The sequence below is a fragment of the Pararoseomonas baculiformis genome (genome assembly GCF_017813395.1).
Classification (GTDB): Bacteria; Pseudomonadota; Alphaproteobacteria; order Acetobacterales; family Acetobacteraceae; genus Roseomonas; species Roseomonas baculiformis.
In genome coordinates this window covers 82,766-100,792 of the sequence record NZ_JAGIZB010000013.1, presented here as the reverse complement: position 1 = coordinate 100,792, position 18,027 = coordinate 82,766, and the positions used below count along the sequence as shown (strand labels likewise).

The following is an 18,027-nucleotide window of genomic DNA, read 5'->3' as shown; positions in this document are numbered from 1 at the left end:
TGGCATGGCGGCTGCATCGCAGCGCGTCATCCGCGCTCCGGCGGCCTTGGGCGGCGCCCGCAGGCTGCGGCAAGATGCGCGAAACAGCGCCCATCCAGGGGATTCGATGACCGATCTGCGCCGCCGCGACCTCGCCGCACTTCTCTCTGCCTCCGCGCTGCCACCGGCTCTGGCGCGGCCGGCCCTGGCCCAGGCATCCTGGCCGGCCAAGCCCATTCGCTTCATCGTACCCTGGCCGCCCGGGGGGCTGAACGACCTGCTGGCCCGCGCCTTCAACGACCAGGTTTCCCGCATCCTTGGCGCCTCCGTCGTGAACGACTTCAAGGCGGGGGCGGGCGGGCGCATCGGCGTGGCGGAAATCGCCCGCGCGGCGCCGGATGGCTACACCATCGGCATGGGCAATCTCGGCCCGCTGACCATCTTTCCCAATCTCTATTCCAACCTGCCCTATGACGCACGCCGGGACCTCGTGCCGGTGACGATGTTCGCGGCCTCGCCGCTCGTGCTCGTGGCGAACAAGGACCTGCCGGCGAGCAACGTGGCGGAGCTGGTCGCGCTGGCGAAGCAGCGCCCGGGCCGGATGAACATGGCCTCCGTCGGCGTGGGCACGCCGCAGCACCTCGTTTTCGAGATGATCAAGGAACGGGATGGGTTGCAGATGGAGCATGTGCCCTATCACGGCCCCAACCAGACGCTGCCGGCCATCTTCGCCGGGGATGTGCACGCGATGTTCGACGCGCTCCCCCTGATGCTGCCGCAGATCCGCTCCGGCGCCATCAAGGCACTGGCGGTCACCACGCCGCAGCGCGTGCCGCTCCTGCCGGATGTGCCCACCCTGGCGGAATCCGGCTATCCGGAAGTGGATGTGGTCGGCTGGTACGCCGTCATCGCTCCGGCCGGCACGCCGCGCCCGGTCATCGAGCGGCTCTACACGGCCTATACCGAGGCCGCCGCCACGTCCGAGATCAGGAAGCTGCTGCAGGAGCAGGCGCTGATCTACCTGCCCAACACCCAGGCCGGATTCGCCGAGCGCATCGCGGCGGAGACGGAGCGCTGGGCGCGCATCATCAAGGAGCAGAACATCCGCGTGCAGTAGCCCGGGCGCTCAGCCCGGCGCCCGGACCTCGTTGGCCAGTTCCTCGCCACGCTCGAAGGCCGTGATGCTCTCGAGCGTGGTCGCGCAGATCGTCCCGAAGGCCTCACGCGTGAAGAAGGCCTGGTGGCCGGTCAGCAGCACGTTCGGGAAGGAGACGAGCCGCTGGATCAGGTCGTCATCGATGATGTCGCTGGACCGGTCCTGGAAGAACAGGCTCGCTTCCTGCTCATAGACATCGATGGCCAGCCCGCCGAGGCGGCGCGACTTCAGCGCGGCGATCACCGCCCTTGTGTCCACCAACCCGCCGCGGCTCGTATTGACCAGCAACAGCCCCGGCCTGGTGCTGGCGAGGAACGCCGCATTCACCACATGACGTGTGTCTTCCGTAAGGGGGCAGTGCAGGGATATCACGTCGCTCTCCCTCGCCAGCACCTCCCGCTCCACATAGCGGCCGCCCAGCGCCTCGAACCCGGGGTGGGGGAAGGGATCATGGCCCAGCACCCGGCAGCCGAAGCCTGCCATGATCCGGGCGAAGACGCGCCCGATCTTGCCCGTGCCGATCACACCCACCGTCCGGCCATGCAGGTCGAAGCCCATCAGCCCGTCCAACTCGAAGTTGCCGCTGCGGGTGCGCTCGAAGGCCTTGTGGATGCGCCGGTTCAGCGCCAGGAGCAGTCCCACAGCGAATTCCGCGACGGAATGGGGCGAGTAGTCCGCCACGCGCGTCACCCGGATGCCCAACCGGGCGGCGGCGCGCAGGTCGATCTGGTTGAAGCCGGTGGAGCGCGTGGCCACCAGCCGCGTGCCCCCGGCCGCCAGCGCTTCCAGCACGCCCGCATCCACCTGATCGTTGACGAAGACCGAAACGGCGGGAAAGCCGGATGCCAGGGCCACCGTCTCCGGCTCCAGCCTCGCCTCCTGGAAGGTCAGGGCATGGCCATGCGGTCCGTTCAGCTCCGCGAGCATCTGGCGGTCGTAGCGCTTGGCGCTGAACACGGCGACCTTCATCAGGCGGCTCCCTGGCGATGTCCTCCGCCCCTATCACGCCTCCTCCACCCCATGCGACCCTGCGGCCCCACCATGCGTTCCCCCGCGGTCAGGCTCGCCAAGGGGAGGGACGGGGTTGCCGCTGCTGACGCGTGAGGATGTCCGCCGACAATCCGCCTTCGCCTGGATCTGCATTCTCGCCCTCCTCGCCATGGCCGCGTGGTTCTGGGATCTGGAGAAGCGCAACGCCGCCATGGGCACGCTGCTGGCGCTGCTTGGCTGCCTCGGCCTGATCCTGCCCCCGCGGGAGCGGATGGAGGTCCTGCCCCACCGGATCCGAGCCCTGCCGCGCCGGGTGGATGCGGCCCCGATCCTCGCCACTCTCATCTCCAGCCCGGGCTATGGGCTGAACTGGTTCTATGGGGTGAATCCCTATGACGAGATCGTGCATCTGCTCAGCGGGTTCCTGGCCGGCATGGTCTTCGTCGCGCTGCTCCAGGCGGATGGGCGGCCGAGGGAACGGGCCGGGCTGGTGCTGGCGGCATCCGGCTTCGGCCTTGCCCTGGGGGCGGGATGGGAGGTGTTCGAATGGGCGACCGACCTGATCGGCGACTGGACGGATACCTGGACCGACGTGCTGCTGACGGGGGCAGGCGCCACCATCGCCGGCGCCGTCGCGCGCCGTTCCGTCCCACCGCGCTGAGGGCGATGGATGCTGGTCGCCACCTATAACGTGCACCGGGGCCGCGATGCCGCCGGGCTGTTCCGGCCGGATCGCATCGCCCGCGTGATCGCCGAGATCCGCCCGGACCTGATCGCCCTGCAGGAGGCGCAGCACTACTTCCACCCGGCGCGGCCGATGTTCGATGCGGCATGGCTGGCGCGCGAGACCGGCCTGCATCCGCTTCGCGTGGCGGAGCGGGAAGGGGAGCAGGGCTGGCGCAGCAATGTGGTGCTGCTGCGTGCCGGGGCGCGGCTGCTCGCCCCACCGCACGGGCTGCGCCTGGGCGGCATGGAGCCCCGCGGGGCTATCCTCGCGGAGCTGGACCTGGGCTGGGGCGGCTTCCGGCTGATCGCCACCCATCTCAGCCTCGGCGCCGGCCGCAGGCGGATCCAGGCGGAGAGACTGCTCGGCGCCATGCGGACCGGGGCGGAATCTGGCCTGCCCACCCTCGTCCTCGGCGACTTCAATGAATGGCGGCCGGGCCACTCGGTGCTGGGCGTGCTGGAGCCCGTCTTCGGCACCCCGCCGCCCGCGCCAAGCTTCCCCGCCTTCCGGCCCATGCTCTCGCTCGACCGCATCCTGGGCCATCCGAAAGGGCTGGTCCCGGTGGTGGAGGTGCATGACACGCGCCTGGCGCGCCGTGCATCGGACCACCTGCCGCTGAAGGCGAGGGTGGACACCGCGCTGCTGGCGCCGCGCGCGGCCGGGGTCTGAACCCGGGCCGCGCCGGCCGGAATCAGCCGATCCTGCGCTCGCTGGCGGGAGGCAGGAACCGCTCCGTGAACATCTCCGCCGCCTTGGGCGGGGTGGTGACGCCATAGGCCTCGGCGTTCACACGGATCAGCGTCTCGGCACGGCCCATGTCCACGGCGCCGCTCGCATTCGCCCGCACATGGGGAGTCAGGATCGAACGGTCGCGCGTCATGGCCCAGCGGCGCTTCTCCAGCGCCTCGTCGAAGAGCGGCTCGTGGCGCTTCAGCGCGGCCATGCCGGCATCGGGCTCGTTGAGGAGCATCTTCAGCCCTTCCACCGAAGCCTTCACGAAGGCGGCGGCCTGCTGCGGGTTCCGCTCCAGCCAGTCCACGCGGGCGACCACCGCGCTGCCATAGATGTCCAGCCCGTTCTCGGCATAGGGCCAGGCCATGATGTCCTCCTCCTTCACGCCCAGCCCGACCAGGTTGAAGAAGGTGGTGAAGAGGAAGCCCGTCACGGCATCCACCTGGCCCTGGGCCAGCATGGTGTCGCGAAGATTCGCCGCCATGCTCGTCCAGCGGATGCCCGATGCCTCGATCCCGGCCACGCGCGCGAAGGCGGGGAAGAGCATGCGGCTCGCCTCGCCCTCCGGCGCGCCCAGCCGCTTGCCGGCCACCGCCTTCGGATCGGTGATGCCGCTCTTCCTCAGGGTGATCAGCGCCGTCGCGGTGCGGTCGAGCACCTGGTAGATGGAGACCAGCCGCTTGTCCGGGTTCTCCGCGTTGAACTTCACCATGGTGGAGACGTCGGTGTAGCCGATGTCATAGGCGCCGGCTGCCACCTTCACGGCCGTGTCGCCCGAGCCGAATCCGCGATCCATCCGCACGGCCAGCCCCTCGCGCCGGAAGACGCCGCGGTCCTCCGCCAGGGCGAACATTCCGTGGTTCCCCTGCAGCGCCCAGTCCAGGCAGAAGCGGATCGGCGCCTGGGCGGCGGCGCTTCGGACGGCGGGCAGGGCCAGGGGCAGGCTTGCCCCGGTGGCCAGCAGCGTGCGGCGATGGAGGCTCATGATCAGGCGTTCTCCGGAGGACCGAGGGCACCGGCAAGCCGGCGTGGATGCACCGCCCATGCAGGAAGGATGCCGCGCGACGGCCCGAAGCGCCTAGCCCGGCAGCACCTCCGGCTCGTCCATGTCCACACCGACGGAGACCGAGTGGTGCCCTCCGCCAAGGATGACGCCCAGCAGCGGCGACACATCCCCGAAATCCCGCCCCCAGCCGAGCACCACATGCTCCTCCTCGACGAAGAGGCTGTTGGTCGGGTCCATCTCCACCCAGCCGGCCTCCTCGCCCAGCCAGGCGGCGACCCAGGCATGGGACTGGTCGGCGCCCACGCGCCGCACCCCGCCCGGCGGCGGGTGCGTGCGGACATAGCCGGAGACATAGCGAGCCGGGATGCCGAGCATCCGCAGCCCCGTGATCATCAGATGCGCGAAATCCTGGCAAACCCCGGCGCGGCGGCGCAGCACCTCCTCCACGGGGGTGGAAACAGTGGTCACACCCGCCCGGAAAGCCATGCCGTCCCGGAAGCGCGCGATCATCTCCAGCGCCGCCTGCCCAGCAGGGCGCCCCGGGGCGAAATAGGGGGCGAAGTAGTCGCGCGCTGCCTCAACGGGCGGCAGGGATGGGCTCGGGAACAGGAACTCGGCCACCTCCGGATGGCCAAGCGCCGCCTCTCGGATCGAGGCCCAGGGCGGCGTGACCTCCGGCATCCGGGGCGGGGAAGTCACATCGACGACGGACTCGGCCGTCACGCTGAACCGCGTATGGGGACGGTCCAGGTAGAGCCAGGCCGTGTGGTTGCCGAAATGGTCGGTGCTTTCCTCCCGCCGGGTTGGCACGGGGTCGCTGGTCAGCCTGGCCTTCAGCACGCGCTGGCGCTCCAGCGGGCGCGGCAGCAGGTGCAGGAGATGCGTCGCCATCTCCACGGGTGCCTCATAGGCGTAGGAGGTGACATGCCGGACGCGGTAGATCACGCCGCCCCCCGTTCCGCCGTGTCCACGCCGAGCAGCCGCGGCCCGGCGAGAAGCGTGAAGTAGCGCCGCCCGATCGCGTCCGACAGGGCGCCCACCGCGCCTTCCAGCGCGAGCAGCCGCCCGGCGATGCCATGGGCCGCCGCGGCGCCATCGGCCGCCCCGGCCACCTCCGCCGCCAGCGCCTCCGCATCTGATCGCAGCTGCCGGGCTGTGGCGGAGAGGATCGGGTCGCCCCCGCCCTCAACCCCGGCCAGCAGCATCTCGGCCGCGCCGAGCTGGAAGGAGAGCCCGCGCGGATTGGCCGGGTCCGCCATCACCAGGTCCAGCGCCGCGGCGGGCTGCAGCACATGCAGGTAGCGCGTGCGGTAGGTGATGACCGAATCACAGAGCTCAAGCGCGAGGACCAGAGCGTTCTCCACCCGGGCCGCCGGCTCCTGCAGAAGATGCCCGAGCAGGGCGGCCACGCTCGCCCCCCGTTCCAGCCTCCGGCCGAGATCGAGGAAGGCGTGCGCGCCGCCGCGGACCATGTTCTCCGCGGCCACCCCGGCAACGCCGGCGGCATAGCGCACCAGCCCTCCCAGCGCGGCGCCCAGAGCGGCCGGGTCCTGCGCCTCCACCAGCGCCGCCCGGCTCTCCCGCAGGGGCAGGGTGAAGGCCGCGTGCATGTCGCCGGTCAGGCGGTCGCGCGTGGCTTCCACCAGCCGCGCCACCTCACCGCTCAGCCGGTGCAGCCGCCCGCCCTCATGGCCCGCGGCCAGCAGGGCCCGGCGCAGCGCGGCATCATTGCCGGAGGTCGGCACCTCCTCCGGCAGGATCAGCCGCGCATCCAGCAGGCAGCGCGACAGGGCTGCCACCTCCGCCACGTCATGCGCCAGCATCGAGGCGCGGTTCAGCCGCGAAAGGGTGGCCCGCATCAGCCGGGCCGAATCATCCAGCCGTTCCACATAGCGGCCGAGCCAGAAGAGGTTGTCCGCCACGCGCGAGGGCAGGTCGCCCGAGGCACGGCGGATGGCGAGGGCGGCCATGCGCGGCGCTCCCGGCCCGCGGGTCTCGCCGCGCTCATCCGAGATCACCCAGACATCCTTGCACAACTCGGTCGGCCGCCCCTCCGCGTCCGTCACCCGTGCCAGCCCGCCAGGCAGGCAGCGCCAGGCGTGGCCATCATGCAAAAGAAAGAGGCGAAGGGTGACGGGCCGGGGCTCCAGGCCATTGCCCACGAGGCTGGGTGCGAGGGAGGGCCGGGGCCGGGCGGTTGCGGCCCAGAGCCGCGGGTCGCCCTGCGGCGCTGCGGCTTCCGCGCAGGCGCGGCCGGCGGGCCGGGCAAGATAATCCTCCGGCGCTGCCGCGTAGCGCCCCCGGCTGGCCTCGTTGCCCAACCAGAGCGTCTCCAGGCTGGGAAGGATCAGCCTCTCGCCCAGCACCGCCTGGCAGAGCCTGGGCAGGAAGGCGGGCAGGGCAGGGGCCTCGGCAAGACCGGCGCCGGGATGGTTGTGCAGCACCACGGTGCCTGCCCGCAGCGCGCCGATCAGCCCCGGAATGCCGGCGGAGGGGCGTCCGCCCAGTTCCAGAGGATCGAGCTGCGCGCCCGGCAGGCGCGAGAGCAGTACCCGCACGGGCTGGAGGCCCCGCAGGGTCTTCAGGAACAGCGATCCCCCGCGCGCGGAAAGGTCGCCCACCTCGGCCAGGGCGCAGGACAGCTCCCGGGCCAGGATCACATGCTCGCCCCATGCCGGGTGGCCGACCCCCGGTGTCAGCAGCGCCACCGTGGCCGCGCCGGCCGGCTCCGCCCCGGCGGCGCGCTGCAGCACCTCCCGCCAGGCATCCATGAAGGGCCGCAGCGCGCGCATGGGAACGGCGCGTGTGCCTTCCGGCAGGGCCCGCGCCATATGCGTGCGGTTGGCGAAAACCTGCGCCAGCCCCTCCATCGCCACCACGCTGTCGCCAGCCACGGCCCATGCACCGTCCGGGCCGCGGACAAGGTCCGCCGCATAGGCGTGCAGGTAGCGCCGCGCTGGCAGGTTGCGGCAGGGGCGAAGAAAGGCCGGGTTGGGAAAGACCAGTTCCGGCGGGATCAGCCCATCGGCCAGCAGGCGCTGTGGGCCGTAGAGATCCGCGAGCACGCCCTCCAGCACCTGGGCGCGCTGGGCCAGCCCCTCGGCCAGCGCGGCGAATTCGCGGGCGTCGAGGACCAGGGGCACGGGATCGAGCCGCCTTTGGTCGCGACGCGCGGCGGGGAGGAACCCGGCCGGCCCCTCCTCCTCGAAGGCGCGGTCGAGCAGACGGGCGCGCTGCGCCAGCCCACCTTCCGGCAGGCTGGAAAAGGCGCCGAGAAGCCCGCTCCAATGGGGGCGCACCCGGCCGCGCCCGTCCACCATCTCGTCGGGTGTGGTGAAGCTCACGCCGGCCTCGATGACCGGATGGGCGGGAAGAGGATGGCGGGGAACATGCGGGATGGGCCTGGAAGAGGGCTCTGGCAGAAGCGGGCGCAGCATACTGGCCGCCGCGCCGGGTGAAAGGGCGCTTCTTGCCCCGGCCACCGCCGGCGGCAGGACCTGGCGGCAGCCGGGCCCGCTGCCACCCGAACATGCCGGCCTTGCGACCGAACGGGCGCGATGCATGGCCGTGGGCACCCGCTCCCCGCTGGTGCCATCCCCGCCCGGCATGGCATCAAGGCTCCGGAACGCGCATCGGCGCGGGCATGGGGCCCGCGCGCGGAACCGGCATCAGGACAGAGAGCATCAGCATGGGCACCAGATACCGCATCGAGCGGCGCAGCCTCCTGGCGGGAGGCGCGGCCTTCGCCCTTGTCCCGGTGGCCGGGGCACGGGTTTCGGCGCAGAGCCTGGACAAGGTCGTCTTCCAGACCGACTGGCGCGCCCAGGCGGAGCATGGCGGCTACTACCAGGCCGTGGCCAAGGGCATCTACCGGAAGCACGGCATCGATTGCGACCTGCGCCAGGGCGGGCCGCAGCAGAACCCGGCGCAGATGCTGGTCGGCGGGCGGGCGGACATGATCATGTCCAACCCTTTCCAGGCGCTGAACTACGCGCGGGACAACATCCCCTTCCTCTGCATCGCGGCCATCTTCCAGAAGGATCCCGTCATCCTCATGACCCATGAGGAAGCAGGGATCGACAGCTTCGAGAAGATGCGCGGCAAGCCGATCTCGATCAGTGCCGCCGGGCGCGTGACCCATTGGCCTTTCCTGCGCAGCCGCTTCGGCTTCGACGACAGCCAGATCCGCCCGAAGGCCGTCAGCCTGCAGCCATTCATGGTGGACAGGACGAGCATCTACCAGGGCCTGGTCTCCTCGGAGCCCTTCTCGGCCATCCAGGCCGGCGCCAGGCCGCGCGTGCATCTTCTCGCCGATGCGGGCTACGAGGCCTACAACACCACCATCGACGTCTCGCGGAAGATGATCGCGGAGCGGCGCGAGGTGGTGCAGCGCTTCATCGACGCGACGATGGAGGGCTGGGCCGACTACATGAAGGGCGAGGACGTCGCCGCCGCGAATGCCCTGATCCGGCAGCACAACCCGGAGATGCCGGATGAGCTGATGGCCTATGGGCTCCGTGCGATGAAGGAGCGCGGCATCGTCCAGTCCAACGAGGCGCTGACGCTGGGCATCGGCGCGATGACCAATGAGCGCTGGGACCGCTTCTACGCCATCATGCGCGAGACAGGCGTGTACCCGGCCGGGCTGGACATCCGGCGCGGCTATTCGCTGGACTTCGTGAACCGGAAGGTGGGCCTGGGCTGAGCCCTGCCGGCCCGGGCGGGCCAGCCGCCCGGGCCTACCAGGGCAGGTCGACCCAGGAAAGATGGCCGCCCTTGCCGGCGCCCGTATCCATGAAGACCGCCGCCCCGCCGGCGGCACCGAGCTGCATCAGGGGGCGCCCGTTCCCGCTGCGCATCTCGTGGCCGCAATAGATGGTGAAGCCCTGGGGGATGCGGTCCACCCAGTCATGCAGGCGCTCCGGATAGCCGTTTTCCCGCATCCGGCTCGTCACCTGGCCAAAGAGGGCACGGGGCACCAGCCCTTCCGGCTTGCGGGCCCCGGCATCGGGCGGCGGGGCGGCGTGCAGCATGCGCGGGTGGAAGCCGCCATGGACAAAGAGCCGCTGGTCGATCCGCAGCCAGGCGGGCGCGCGGCCGATCTCCTCCACGGCGCGGCGGCGCAGGGTCCCGGCATCCTTCGTCGCCTCGATCTGCTCCAGCGTGCGGCCCAGCCCGTTCGGCTCGATCCGCAGCGGAGCGCCCTCCAGCGCGCGGCGCAGCTTGTGGTCGTGGTTGCCCAGCACGAAAAGGCCGCGGCCCTCGGCGCGCATCGCGAAGGCGCGGCGAAGCACGCCCGGTGCGTCCGAACCGCCATCCGTCAGGTCGCCCAGCTGTATGACGAAGAGGCGCTCCGACACCGCGCCGTCCACCGCGATATGGAATGCCTCCGCGTCGCCATGGACGTCGCCCACGACGCGGATGCCTTCGAAGCGCTCGCGCAGCTCCCTCAAGCGCCGGCCTCCTCGGGCAGGACGCCGCGGGCGGTGGCGCGCAGCGCGGCCAGGGCGCGCGCCCGGCCGGCGGCATGCTCCACAACGGGCCGGGGATAGGTTCCCTCGGCCAGGCCGGCGCCGGCGCGGATATCGGCGGGCGCATCCCAGGGGCGATGGATGAAGCGCGCGGGCATGGCGGCCAGCTCGGGCACCCAGCGGCGCACATAGGCGCCATCCCGGTCGAACTTCTCCCCCTGGGTCACCGGGTTGAAGACGCGGAAATAGGGCGCCGCATCCGTGCCGCTGCCCGCAATCCACTGCCAGGAGGCGCCGTTATTCGCCGGATCGGCATCCACCAGCGTGTCCATGAACCAGGCGAAGCCATCCTGCCAGGGCTGCAGGAGATGCTTCACCAGGAGCGAGGCCGCGATCATCCGGACACGGTTGTGCATCCAGCCGATCTGCCAGAGCTGCCGCATACCGGCATCGACGATGGGGTAGCCCGTGCGGCCGCGCTGCCACGCCCGCAGCAGGCGCCGGTCCGGCTCGAAGGGAAAGCGCGCGAACGGCGCGCGCAGGGCGGCATGCGGCATCTCCGGCCGGTGCCAGAGCAGGTGATGGGAAAATTCGCGCCACAGGATCTCCCGCAGGAAGGGCAGGGCCTCCTCGGCGCCTCCTTCCCGCGACGCCTGCCAGACCTGCCGCGGCGACACCTCGCCCCAGCGCAGATGGGGCGAAAGGCCGGAGGAACCCTCCACCGACGGGTCGTTGCGGCGGAGCGGATAGTCCGCCAATCCGCTCCGCGCGAAGCGCATCAGCCGCTCCCGCGCCCCGGCCTCACCTGGCTTCCAGGCTGATCCGAAGGCAGCGGCCCAGTCGGGCACGGGCGGGCGCGGGAGCAGGGCCAGCGCGGCGAGTGGCAGGCCGGGGGAGGGCGGGGACACCCCCTCCAGCCGCGCCGGTGCCGCAAGAGGCGGCGGCGGCTCGCCCATGGCGAGCAGCTTGCGTGCGAAAGGAGCATACACCGCATAGGGCCGCCCCGATCCGGCGCGAATGGCATCGGGATGGACCAGATGGGTGGAGGTGTGGAGGACGAGGCGACTTCCCCCCGCGGAGAGCCGCGCGGCCAGGGCCGCCTCCTGTGCCCGGGCCCAGGGCTCCGCCAGCCAGCCCGCATGCACCTCGCCCGCGCCGATCCTCTCGGCAAGGTCGGCAAGCAGGGCGACGGCATCGCCGCGCAGAAGCAGCAGCGGCGCACCCCGCGCGCCGAGATCACGCCCCAGGGCTTCCAGGCTGTGGTGCAGCCACCAGCGGGCAGCGCCGCCATAGGCCAGGTCCCCCGCCGCCGCGTCATCCAGCACGAAGACAGGAAGCACCGGCCGCTGCCGCGCCGCCTCCAGCGCCGGATTATCCGCAAGGCGGAGGTCCTGGCGGAACCAGAGGATGGCGGGCGCCGTCATCCCACCCGCTCCGGGCTGCGCTGAGCCGGGCGGCGCATCGGCGGCATGGGAATGCTGAACAGCCGGCCTTCGCCCAGCATGAAGGCCCTTCCTCCCCGAGGGAAAAGGCCGCCCAGCGCGGGATCGCGCACATCCAGCCCGCCCGTATAGGCGCCGAAGGCGGGCAGGATCACGCGGCGCGCATCGGTGGCGAAGCAGGGCCGGCTGATGGTGCCGGCCCGGGTGGCCAGGGCGGCCTTGGGGTGGAAATGCCCGCTCAACTCGCCCACCGCCCGGAAATCAGCCTCGTGCCGGAAGGTGATCGGCCCATCCGCCAGGCTCGCCGAAGCCATTCCGGGCAGCCCGACCGGCGCGACGGGGTCGTGATTGCCGAGCACCCAGACAACCTCCTCCACCTCGGCAAGCAGCCTGCCCAGCGCCGCGCAATCCGCGGGTGCCATGCGCTCGCATCCGCGCGGGTCATGGAAACTGTCCCCCAGCAGCACGAGGCGTGCCGGGCGATAACGGCGGACGGCCAGGGCGAGCCGGCTCAGGGTCTCCCGTGTGTCGTAGGGCGGAACAAAATGTCCGCGCGCGGCGAAGTGGCTGCCCTTCTCCAGATGCAGGTCGGAGACGACGAGGGTGCGGCGCGCGGGCCAGGAGACAACGCCCATGGGGTCAAGCATGAGCCGTTCCCCCGACAGGTGAAGCGGGGCGGGGGTCATGGCGCCAGCTCCCTGGCGCTGCGGATGAAACGGCGCGGCGGCGGCCTGCGCTTCCTGTCCTGTCTTCTCGGGCGGTCCACCACCCCAGAACGCACGCGGACCCCCTCCGTCACCTCGGCCAGAACATCGGCGAAATGCTCGGCGCCGCCGGTTGCCTCATCCACGAGCGCGGCGGCCTCGGCCAGCAGCGCGTCCTCCGCGCCGCCCGCCACCCATTCCCGGCCTTCCTCGATCAGGGCCGGAACGGCGAGCGGCGAGACGCGGTCCAGCCGCCGCACGCGGATGCTGCCCTGAACCCGGGAGAGGAGAGTGGCGATGCGCCCGACATCGGTCAGCCCGTGGGCGGCCTCCGCCCGGGTGGCGCGGAGGAGGATGTGGTCGGGCTCATGCTTGCGCAGCACGTCGTAGATCAGGTCCGAGTTCATGGTCATCTGGCGGCCGGATTTCTCCTGGCCCGGGTGGTTCTTCTCGATCAGCCCGGCGATCGTCGCGATGTTGCGGAAGGTGCGGCGGAGCATCGAGGATTCGGCGATCCAGTCCTCCAGCTCCTCGCCCAGGATATCCTCCTCGAAGAGGCGCTCGGGCTCGTCCGGCTCGAAGGCGCTCCAGGTCGCCAGCACGTAGTCGGTGCCGAGATAGCCCATGGGGGCGTAGCCCATGCGCTCCATGCGCTTGGTGACCAGCATCCCCAGTGTCTGGTGCGCCAGGCGCCCCTCGAAGCAATAGGCCACCATGAACCAGCGGCCGCCCTTGGGAAAAACCTCGATCAGCATCCCGTCCCGCTGCGGCAGCTCGGAGCGGTGGCGCTGCAGCCGCAGCCAGTCCCGCACCGGCTCGGGAAGGCCGCGCCACCGGCGGGGGTCCGCCAGGATGGAGCGCACGCGCAGGGAAAGACTGGTGGAAAGCGGCATCCGCGCCCCGGCATAGGCGGGCACGCGCGGCTCGCCCTCTCCCCCGCGTGTGACCACCATGGTCAGGGCGTCGATCCCCTCATAGCGCAGCGTCTGGCCCGCGAAGATGAAGCAGTGGCCAGGTTCCAGCGTGGAGGCGAACCACTCCTCCACCTCGCCCAGCACCGGCCCGCCGCGCAGCCGCACCTTCAGCATGGGCGTGTCCACGATGGTGCCGAGATTCATCCGGGCCTGCCGCGCGACGCGGAGATCGCGCACATGCACCATTCCCTCGCTGTCGCGGAACAGCCGCCGGAAACGGTCATAGGCCTGCAGCGCGTAGCCGCCATCCTCGACGAAGCGCAGCACGTCGTCGAAGTCGCGCCGGGACAGGGTGGAATAGGCGCCTGCCCGCGTGACCTCCGCGTAGAGTTCATCCGGGTGGAAGGGCGCCTGGCACGCCATGGCGAGGATATGCTGCGCCAGCACGTCCAGCCCGCCCGGCCGAGGCGGGTCGCCATCCAGCTCATGCGCGCGCACGGCCTCGGTGGCGGCCACGCACTCGATCACCTCGAACCGGTTGGCCGGCACGAGGACGGCGCGGGAGGGTTCGTCCATCCGGTGGTTGGCTCGGCCGATGCGCTGGAGCAGCCGCGAGACGCCCTTCGGCGCGCCCACCTGGATCACCTGGTCCACCGCCCCCCAGTCGATGCCAAGGTCGAGCGAGGCCGTGGCCACCACGGCGCGCAGCTTCCCGGCCGCCATGGCCGCCTCCACCTTCCGCCGCTGCTCGATCTGGAGCGAGCCATGGTGGAGCGCGATGGGCAGGTTCTCCTCGTTGATCTTCCACAGGGCCGCGAAGATCAGCTCCGCCTGGGCGCGGGTGTTCACGAAGACGATGGTCACGCCCGCCCCGGCGATGCGCTCCAGGATCCGCGGCGCGGAAGCCAGGCCCATATGCCCGCCCCATGGCAGGTGTCCCGCCGGCAGCATCAACTCCATCACCGGTTCCGCCCCACCCTTGCCGAGGACGAGGCGCACATCCTCCGCCCGCGCGGTCGGGGAGAGCCAGGCGCGAAGGGCCTCCGGATGGGCCACCGTGGCCGAGAGCCCGACGCGGCGCAGCCCGGGAGCCAGCCGGTCCAGCCGGGCCATGCACAGGGCAAGCTGGTCGCCACGCTTGCTGCCTGCCATGGCATGGGCCTCGTCCACGACGATGGTCCGCAGCCCCGCGAAGAATTCGGGCGCCTCGGGCGAGGCGAGGAGCACTGCCAGGCTTTCCGGCGTGGTCAGCAGGATCTGGGGCGGCATCTCCCGCTGGCGGGCGCGGCGGTTCTGGGGGGTGTCGCCGGTCCGGGTCTCGATGCGGATGGGCAGGTCCATCTCGCGCACCGGGTCCATCAGGTTGCGGGCGATGTCCACCGCCAGCGCCTTCAGCGGCGAGACATAGAGGGTGTGCAGCCCCTCCCGCGGTTCCGCATGCAGGTCCACGAGGCTGGGGAGAAAGCCCGCCAACGTCTTGCCTCCGCCGGTCGGGGCGATGAGGAGGGCGCTTTCGCCCGATATCGCGGCCTTCCAGAGGGCCAACTGATGAGTTCGCGGGGTCCAGCCGCGCGCGGCGAACCAGCCCGCGAAGGGTTCCGGCAATGTTCCCATGGGCCCGCCCTATATGGCATCGCCCGGCGGGATGGCGAGGGCCTTCCGCCCGGAACTCCGGCGGATCAGAGAGGGGTGGCGGGAATGCCCGCCGGAGCCTCCGTCAGCTGCCGCGCACAATCCCCGGCGCCGAAGCGCTGCGCCATGGCGGCGTGGCGCGCGGCGTAGCGCTCGATCAACCGGGTCGCCGCGTTCTCCTGCGGGCCCACTGTCGAAGCCGCCAGACTTTGCGCGGCGCCCATGGCCAGATTCACGGGCAGGCTGACCATGGGTGGAAGCGGCAGCATGGAGAGGCCGAGCTGCGCCACGCTCATCGCCTCGACCGCCACGAGGCCGGGGGGAGGCTCGGCCTGCCGCATCGCCGCTGCCACCTCCGCCCGCTCGCGCGCCATCCGCTCCGGATCGCCGAACTGGGCCAGGATGGCTTCGCAGCTCAGGGCGGAAACCTCCTGCACGGCTTCCGGATGGGCGGCCACCATCTCCTCCGGCGTGGAGGGAAGGCCGACCGGCGGCGAAGCCGAGCAAGCCCCGAGCAGCAGCATCCCGCCGAGAAGAATGCGGGTCGGACGAGGCGTCATCTTCGATCTCCGGTCGGTATCGATGCCCGGCTCTATCCGGCCCCGCCCCTTGCGACCCCCTTCATATGGAGGGGCGCGATGCGTTCGGGCATTGTTCCCAGGCGCGCCACGGTGTGGCATGGCCCGGCGCGCCCCGCCTTGCCGACCGGAGTTCCCCATGGCCGAGATGATGCCCCTGCTGACCCTGGTGCTTGCGGCGCTCGCCCTGGTCGGGCTGCTCCTCATGCTGTTCCGGCGCTCTCCGGGCGGTGGTGGGGAGGCGCTTGCGGCCGTGTCGGGCAAGCTGGATGCGCTGGGCGCCGCCCAGGACCGCCAGGCCGCCGCGGCGGCGGACCGCGCCGCCGCCACGGAGCGCGCGCTGGCGGACCGCCTCGCCGAGGCCCGCCTGGCCACCGATGCTGCCCTGGCCGCCCAGCGGGAACGCCTCGCCGCCACCGAGCAGGCGCTGGCCGACCGCCTGACCGAAGCCACCCGCGCCATGGCCGAGGCGCTTTCCTCCCAGGGCCTGGCCATGGCGAACAGCACGGCCGCGCAGAATGAGCGCCTGGCCGCGCAGGAAAAGGTGCTGGCCGAGCGCCTCGCGGCCTCCAGCCTTGCCCTGACGGAGACGCTGGCCACCGCGCTTTCCAGCCAGAATGAAAGGCTGGCCGCGCAGGAGAAGGCCCTGGCGGACCGGCTCGCGGCGACGCAGGAGTCCCTCGGCGCCGCCGTGGCGGCGCAGAATGAGCGCCTGTCCCGCATCCTGAACGAGAATGCCGTGAAGGCGGAGGAAACAGCGGGCAAGATTCATGAGCGGCTGGCCGTGATCGACGCCGCCCGGGCCAATATGGAAGCCCTGGGCGCCCAGGTCGGCAGCCTCGCCCAGATCCTCGGCAACAAGCAGTCGCGCGGCGCCTTTGGGGAGGTGCAGCTGCGCCAGATCGTCGAGGACCGGCTGCCGGCGGACGGCTTCTCCTGGCAGCATACCCTGGCGAACCGCACGCGCTGCGACGTGCTGATCCGCCTGCCCCATCCGCCCGGCCCGATCGCCGTGGACAGCAAGTTCCCGCTCGAGGCCTGGCTGGCGGCGCGGGACGCGGCGGATGATGCGGCCCGCATCGCGGCCACGAAGCGTTTCGCGTCCGATGTCACGCGCCACGTGGACGATGTGGCCGGCAAGTACATCTGCCCCGGCGAGACGGCCGAGGGCGCGCTGATCTTCGTTCCCAGCGAGGCGATCTACGCCGATCTCCACGCTGCCCATGCGCCGGTGGTGGATCGCGCCGCGCGGATGGGGGTCTATATCGTCTCGCCCAGCACGCTCTGGGCCGTGCTCGGCACCATGCGCGCGCTGATGCAGGATGTGCGCATGCGCGCGGAGGCCGGGCAGATCAAGAACCAGGTGGCGGAGCTGATGAAGGACATCATCCGGCTCGAGGACCGGGTCGGGAAGCTCCGGAAGCACTTCGTCGATATCCAGACGGATGTGCAGCAGATCGAGATCACCACGGGCAAGATCACCCGCCGCGGCGTCGCGATCGAGGCGGTGGAGCTGAGCGACGCCCCGGCGCTGCCGGCGCCCGGCGGGATGCTGGCGCCCGCCGCGGACTGAGCCACAGGGTCCGGAGCGGGGAGGGTGGTCGCCCCCCGCTCCGCCCTTCTCTAGGCAGGCGTCATCCCGATTGCCCGCACGACCGGCTCCCATTTCTCCATCTCGCCCTTCAACCAGGCGGACGCGGTTTCCGGGGTGGTGTCGGAGCGCGGGTCGATGGTCATCTCCACCATGCGCTGCTGGGTGCGCGGGTCCCGCACCACCGCGTTCGCCGCCTCGTTCATCCGCCGAACCACCTCTTCCGGCACGCCCGCCGGGGCGAAGATCATGTGCCAGGTATAGGCCTCGTAGCCCGGCAGCCCGGCTTCGGCGAAGGTCGGCAGGTCCGGAAGCTGGGGGATGCGGCGGGCGGAGCTGATGGCCAGCCCGCGCGTGGCGCCGCGCTTCACGCTCTCCACCCCGTCCGAGGCCACGTTCAGGAACATGGTGAGGTTCCCGTTCAGCAGGTCCGGCATGGCAGGGGCCGAACCACGATAGGGAACATGGTTCATCTTCAGCCCGCCGGCCGCGTGCAGGAACAGCTCCGTCGCCAGATGCACCGCGCCGCCGGCGCCGGAACTGCCATAGTCGTAGCGGCCGGGATTGGCCCGGACCATCGCGATCAGCTCCCCCAGGTTCCGCGCCGGCACATTGTTGTTCAGCTGCAGCAGCATGGGGATCGTGCCCAGCAGCGCGACGGGCTGGAAATCCCGCACGGGGTCGAAGGACAGGTTCGAGAACAGCGCCCGCAGCACCGAATGCGCGACCGTGCTGTAGAGGAAGGTGGAGCCGTCCTTCGGTGCCTTGGCGACGAGTTCCGTCCCGACCACGACACCGGAGCCGGTGCGGTTCTCGACCACCACGCGCTCCGGCAGCATGTTGGACAGCCCCTCGGCCACGAGCCGCGCCGCCACGTCGGTCGGCCCGCCGGCCGCGAAGGGGCAGATCAGCCGGACGGGCTGGCGGGGCCAGCCCCCGGTTCCCTGGGCACGGGCAATGGCCGGGGCGGCGAGCCCCGCGGAGACACCGAGCCGCAGGATTCCGCGGCGCTGCATGAGCATGAGTCTTCCTCCCTGTCCGGTGCTTCGCGCACCGTTATGGAAGGCAGCCTCTCACCCCGGCGGACCGCGCCGCAACAACAATG

Annotated in this window: 15 protein-coding genes; 5 read left to right on the top strand and 10 right to left on the bottom strand. The window is 71.3% G+C overall.

The window, feature by feature from the left end; translation table 11 throughout:
• The first annotated feature begins 106 nt into the window (after positions 1-106).
• Positions 107-1,096, top strand: a complete 990-nt coding sequence (locus J8J14_RS14820; RefSeq protein ID WP_209380307.1) for a Bug family tripartite tricarboxylate transporter substrate binding protein — start codon at positions 107-109, stop codon at positions 1,094-1,096.
• Between the two features lie 9 nt (positions 1,097-1,105).
• Here J8J14_RS14820 and J8J14_RS14815 read toward each other — a convergent pair whose 3' ends face one another.
• Positions 1,106-2,104, bottom strand: coding sequence for a 2-hydroxyacid dehydrogenase (locus tag J8J14_RS14815; RefSeq protein WP_209380306.1), 999 nt, complete (start codon positions 2,102-2,104; stop codon positions 1,106-1,108).
• A 115-nt stretch (positions 2,105-2,219) separates the two neighbouring features.
• Here J8J14_RS14815 and J8J14_RS14810 point away from each other — a divergent pair, with 115 nt between their 5' ends.
• On the top strand, positions 2,220-2,786 hold the full coding sequence (locus J8J14_RS14810; RefSeq protein WP_209380305.1) for a DUF2238 domain-containing protein: 567 nt from the start codon (positions 2,220-2,222) through the stop codon (positions 2,784-2,786).
• Positions 2,787-2,795: 9 nt separating this feature from the next.
• A complete protein-coding gene (locus J8J14_RS14805) occupies positions 2,796-3,521 on the top strand; it encodes an endonuclease/exonuclease/phosphatase family protein (RefSeq protein WP_209380304.1) in 726 nt (241 codons plus the stop codon).
• Positions 3,522-3,543: 22 nt separating this feature from the next.
• Here J8J14_RS14805 and J8J14_RS14800 read toward each other — a convergent pair whose 3' ends face one another.
• The 3 genes from J8J14_RS14800 to J8J14_RS14790 all read right to left on the bottom strand — a co-directional run bounded on the left by J8J14_RS14800 (position 3,544) and on the right by J8J14_RS14790 (position 7,934).
• On the bottom strand, positions 3,544-4,569 hold the full coding sequence (locus J8J14_RS14800; protein WP_209380303.1) for an ABC transporter substrate-binding protein: 1,026 nt from the start codon (positions 4,567-4,569) through the stop codon (positions 3,544-3,546).
• Positions 4,570-4,662: 93 nt separating this feature from the next.
• Positions 4,663-5,535, bottom strand: coding sequence for a transglutaminase family protein (locus J8J14_RS14795; RefSeq protein WP_209380302.1), 873 nt, complete (start codon positions 5,533-5,535; stop codon positions 4,663-4,665).
• The gene (locus J8J14_RS14790) at positions 5,532-7,934 is read right to left on the bottom strand and encodes a circularly permuted type 2 ATP-grasp protein (RefSeq protein ID WP_209380301.1); all 2,403 of its coding nucleotides are present in this window, start codon (positions 7,932-7,934) and stop codon (positions 5,532-5,534) included. Before J8J14_RS14790 ends, J8J14_RS14795 begins: the two co-directional genes overlap by 4 nt.
• A gap of 344 nt (positions 7,935-8,278) precedes the next feature.
• Here J8J14_RS14790 and J8J14_RS14785 point away from each other — a divergent pair, with 344 nt between their 5' ends.
• Positions 8,279-9,295 (top strand): ABC transporter substrate-binding protein, encoded by a 1,017-nt coding sequence (locus J8J14_RS14785; protein WP_209380300.1) that lies wholly within the window; start codon positions 8,279-8,281, stop codon positions 9,293-9,295.
• A gap of 34 nt (positions 9,296-9,329) precedes the next feature.
• Here the strand turns inward: J8J14_RS14785 and J8J14_RS14780 are convergent, their stop codons facing one another.
• The 5 genes from J8J14_RS14780 to J8J14_RS14760 form a co-directional block, all read right to left on the bottom strand.
• On the bottom strand, positions 9,330-10,043 hold the full coding sequence (locus tag J8J14_RS14780; RefSeq protein WP_209380299.1) for a metallophosphoesterase: 714 nt from the start codon (positions 10,041-10,043) through the stop codon (positions 9,330-9,332).
• Positions 10,040-11,485: a cryptochrome/photolyase family protein gene (locus J8J14_RS14775; protein WP_209380298.1), complete on the bottom strand. Its 1,446-nt coding sequence runs from the start codon at positions 11,483-11,485 to the stop codon at positions 10,040-10,042. The genes J8J14_RS14780 and J8J14_RS14775 overlap by 4 nt, the downstream gene beginning before the upstream one ends.
• Positions 11,482-12,189: a ligase-associated DNA damage response endonuclease PdeM gene (pdeM, locus tag J8J14_RS14770; protein WP_209380297.1), complete on the bottom strand. Its 708-nt coding sequence runs from the start codon at positions 12,187-12,189 to the stop codon at positions 11,482-11,484. Before pdeM ends, J8J14_RS14775 begins: the two co-directional genes overlap by 4 nt.
• Positions 12,186-14,735, bottom strand: coding sequence for a ligase-associated DNA damage response DEXH box helicase (locus J8J14_RS14765; protein WP_209380296.1), 2,550 nt, complete (start codon positions 14,733-14,735; stop codon positions 12,186-12,188). The genes pdeM and J8J14_RS14765 overlap by 4 nt, the downstream gene beginning before the upstream one ends.
• A gap of 65 nt (positions 14,736-14,800) precedes the next feature.
• Entirely contained in the window at positions 14,801-15,313 is a 513-nt protein-coding gene (locus J8J14_RS14760; RefSeq protein WP_209380295.1) for a hypothetical protein, read from the bottom strand.
• Positions 15,314-15,470: 157 nt separating this feature from the next.
• Here J8J14_RS14760 and rmuC point away from each other — a divergent pair, with 157 nt between their 5' ends.
• Positions 15,471-16,904 carry a DNA recombination protein RmuC gene (rmuC, locus tag J8J14_RS14755; RefSeq protein WP_245215798.1) on the top strand — a complete coding sequence of 478 codons (1,434 nt, stop codon included), beginning with the start codon at positions 15,471-15,473 and terminating at the stop codon, positions 16,902-16,904.
• A 50-nt stretch (positions 16,905-16,954) separates the two neighbouring features.
• On the opposite strand, the gene J8J14_RS14750 is transcribed toward rmuC, so the two are convergent.
• The gene (locus J8J14_RS14750; RefSeq protein WP_209380294.1) at positions 16,955-17,938 is read right to left on the bottom strand and encodes a Bug family tripartite tricarboxylate transporter substrate binding protein; all 984 of its coding nucleotides are present in this window, start codon (positions 17,936-17,938) and stop codon (positions 16,955-16,957) included.
• Positions 17,939-18,027 lie beyond the last annotated feature (89 nt).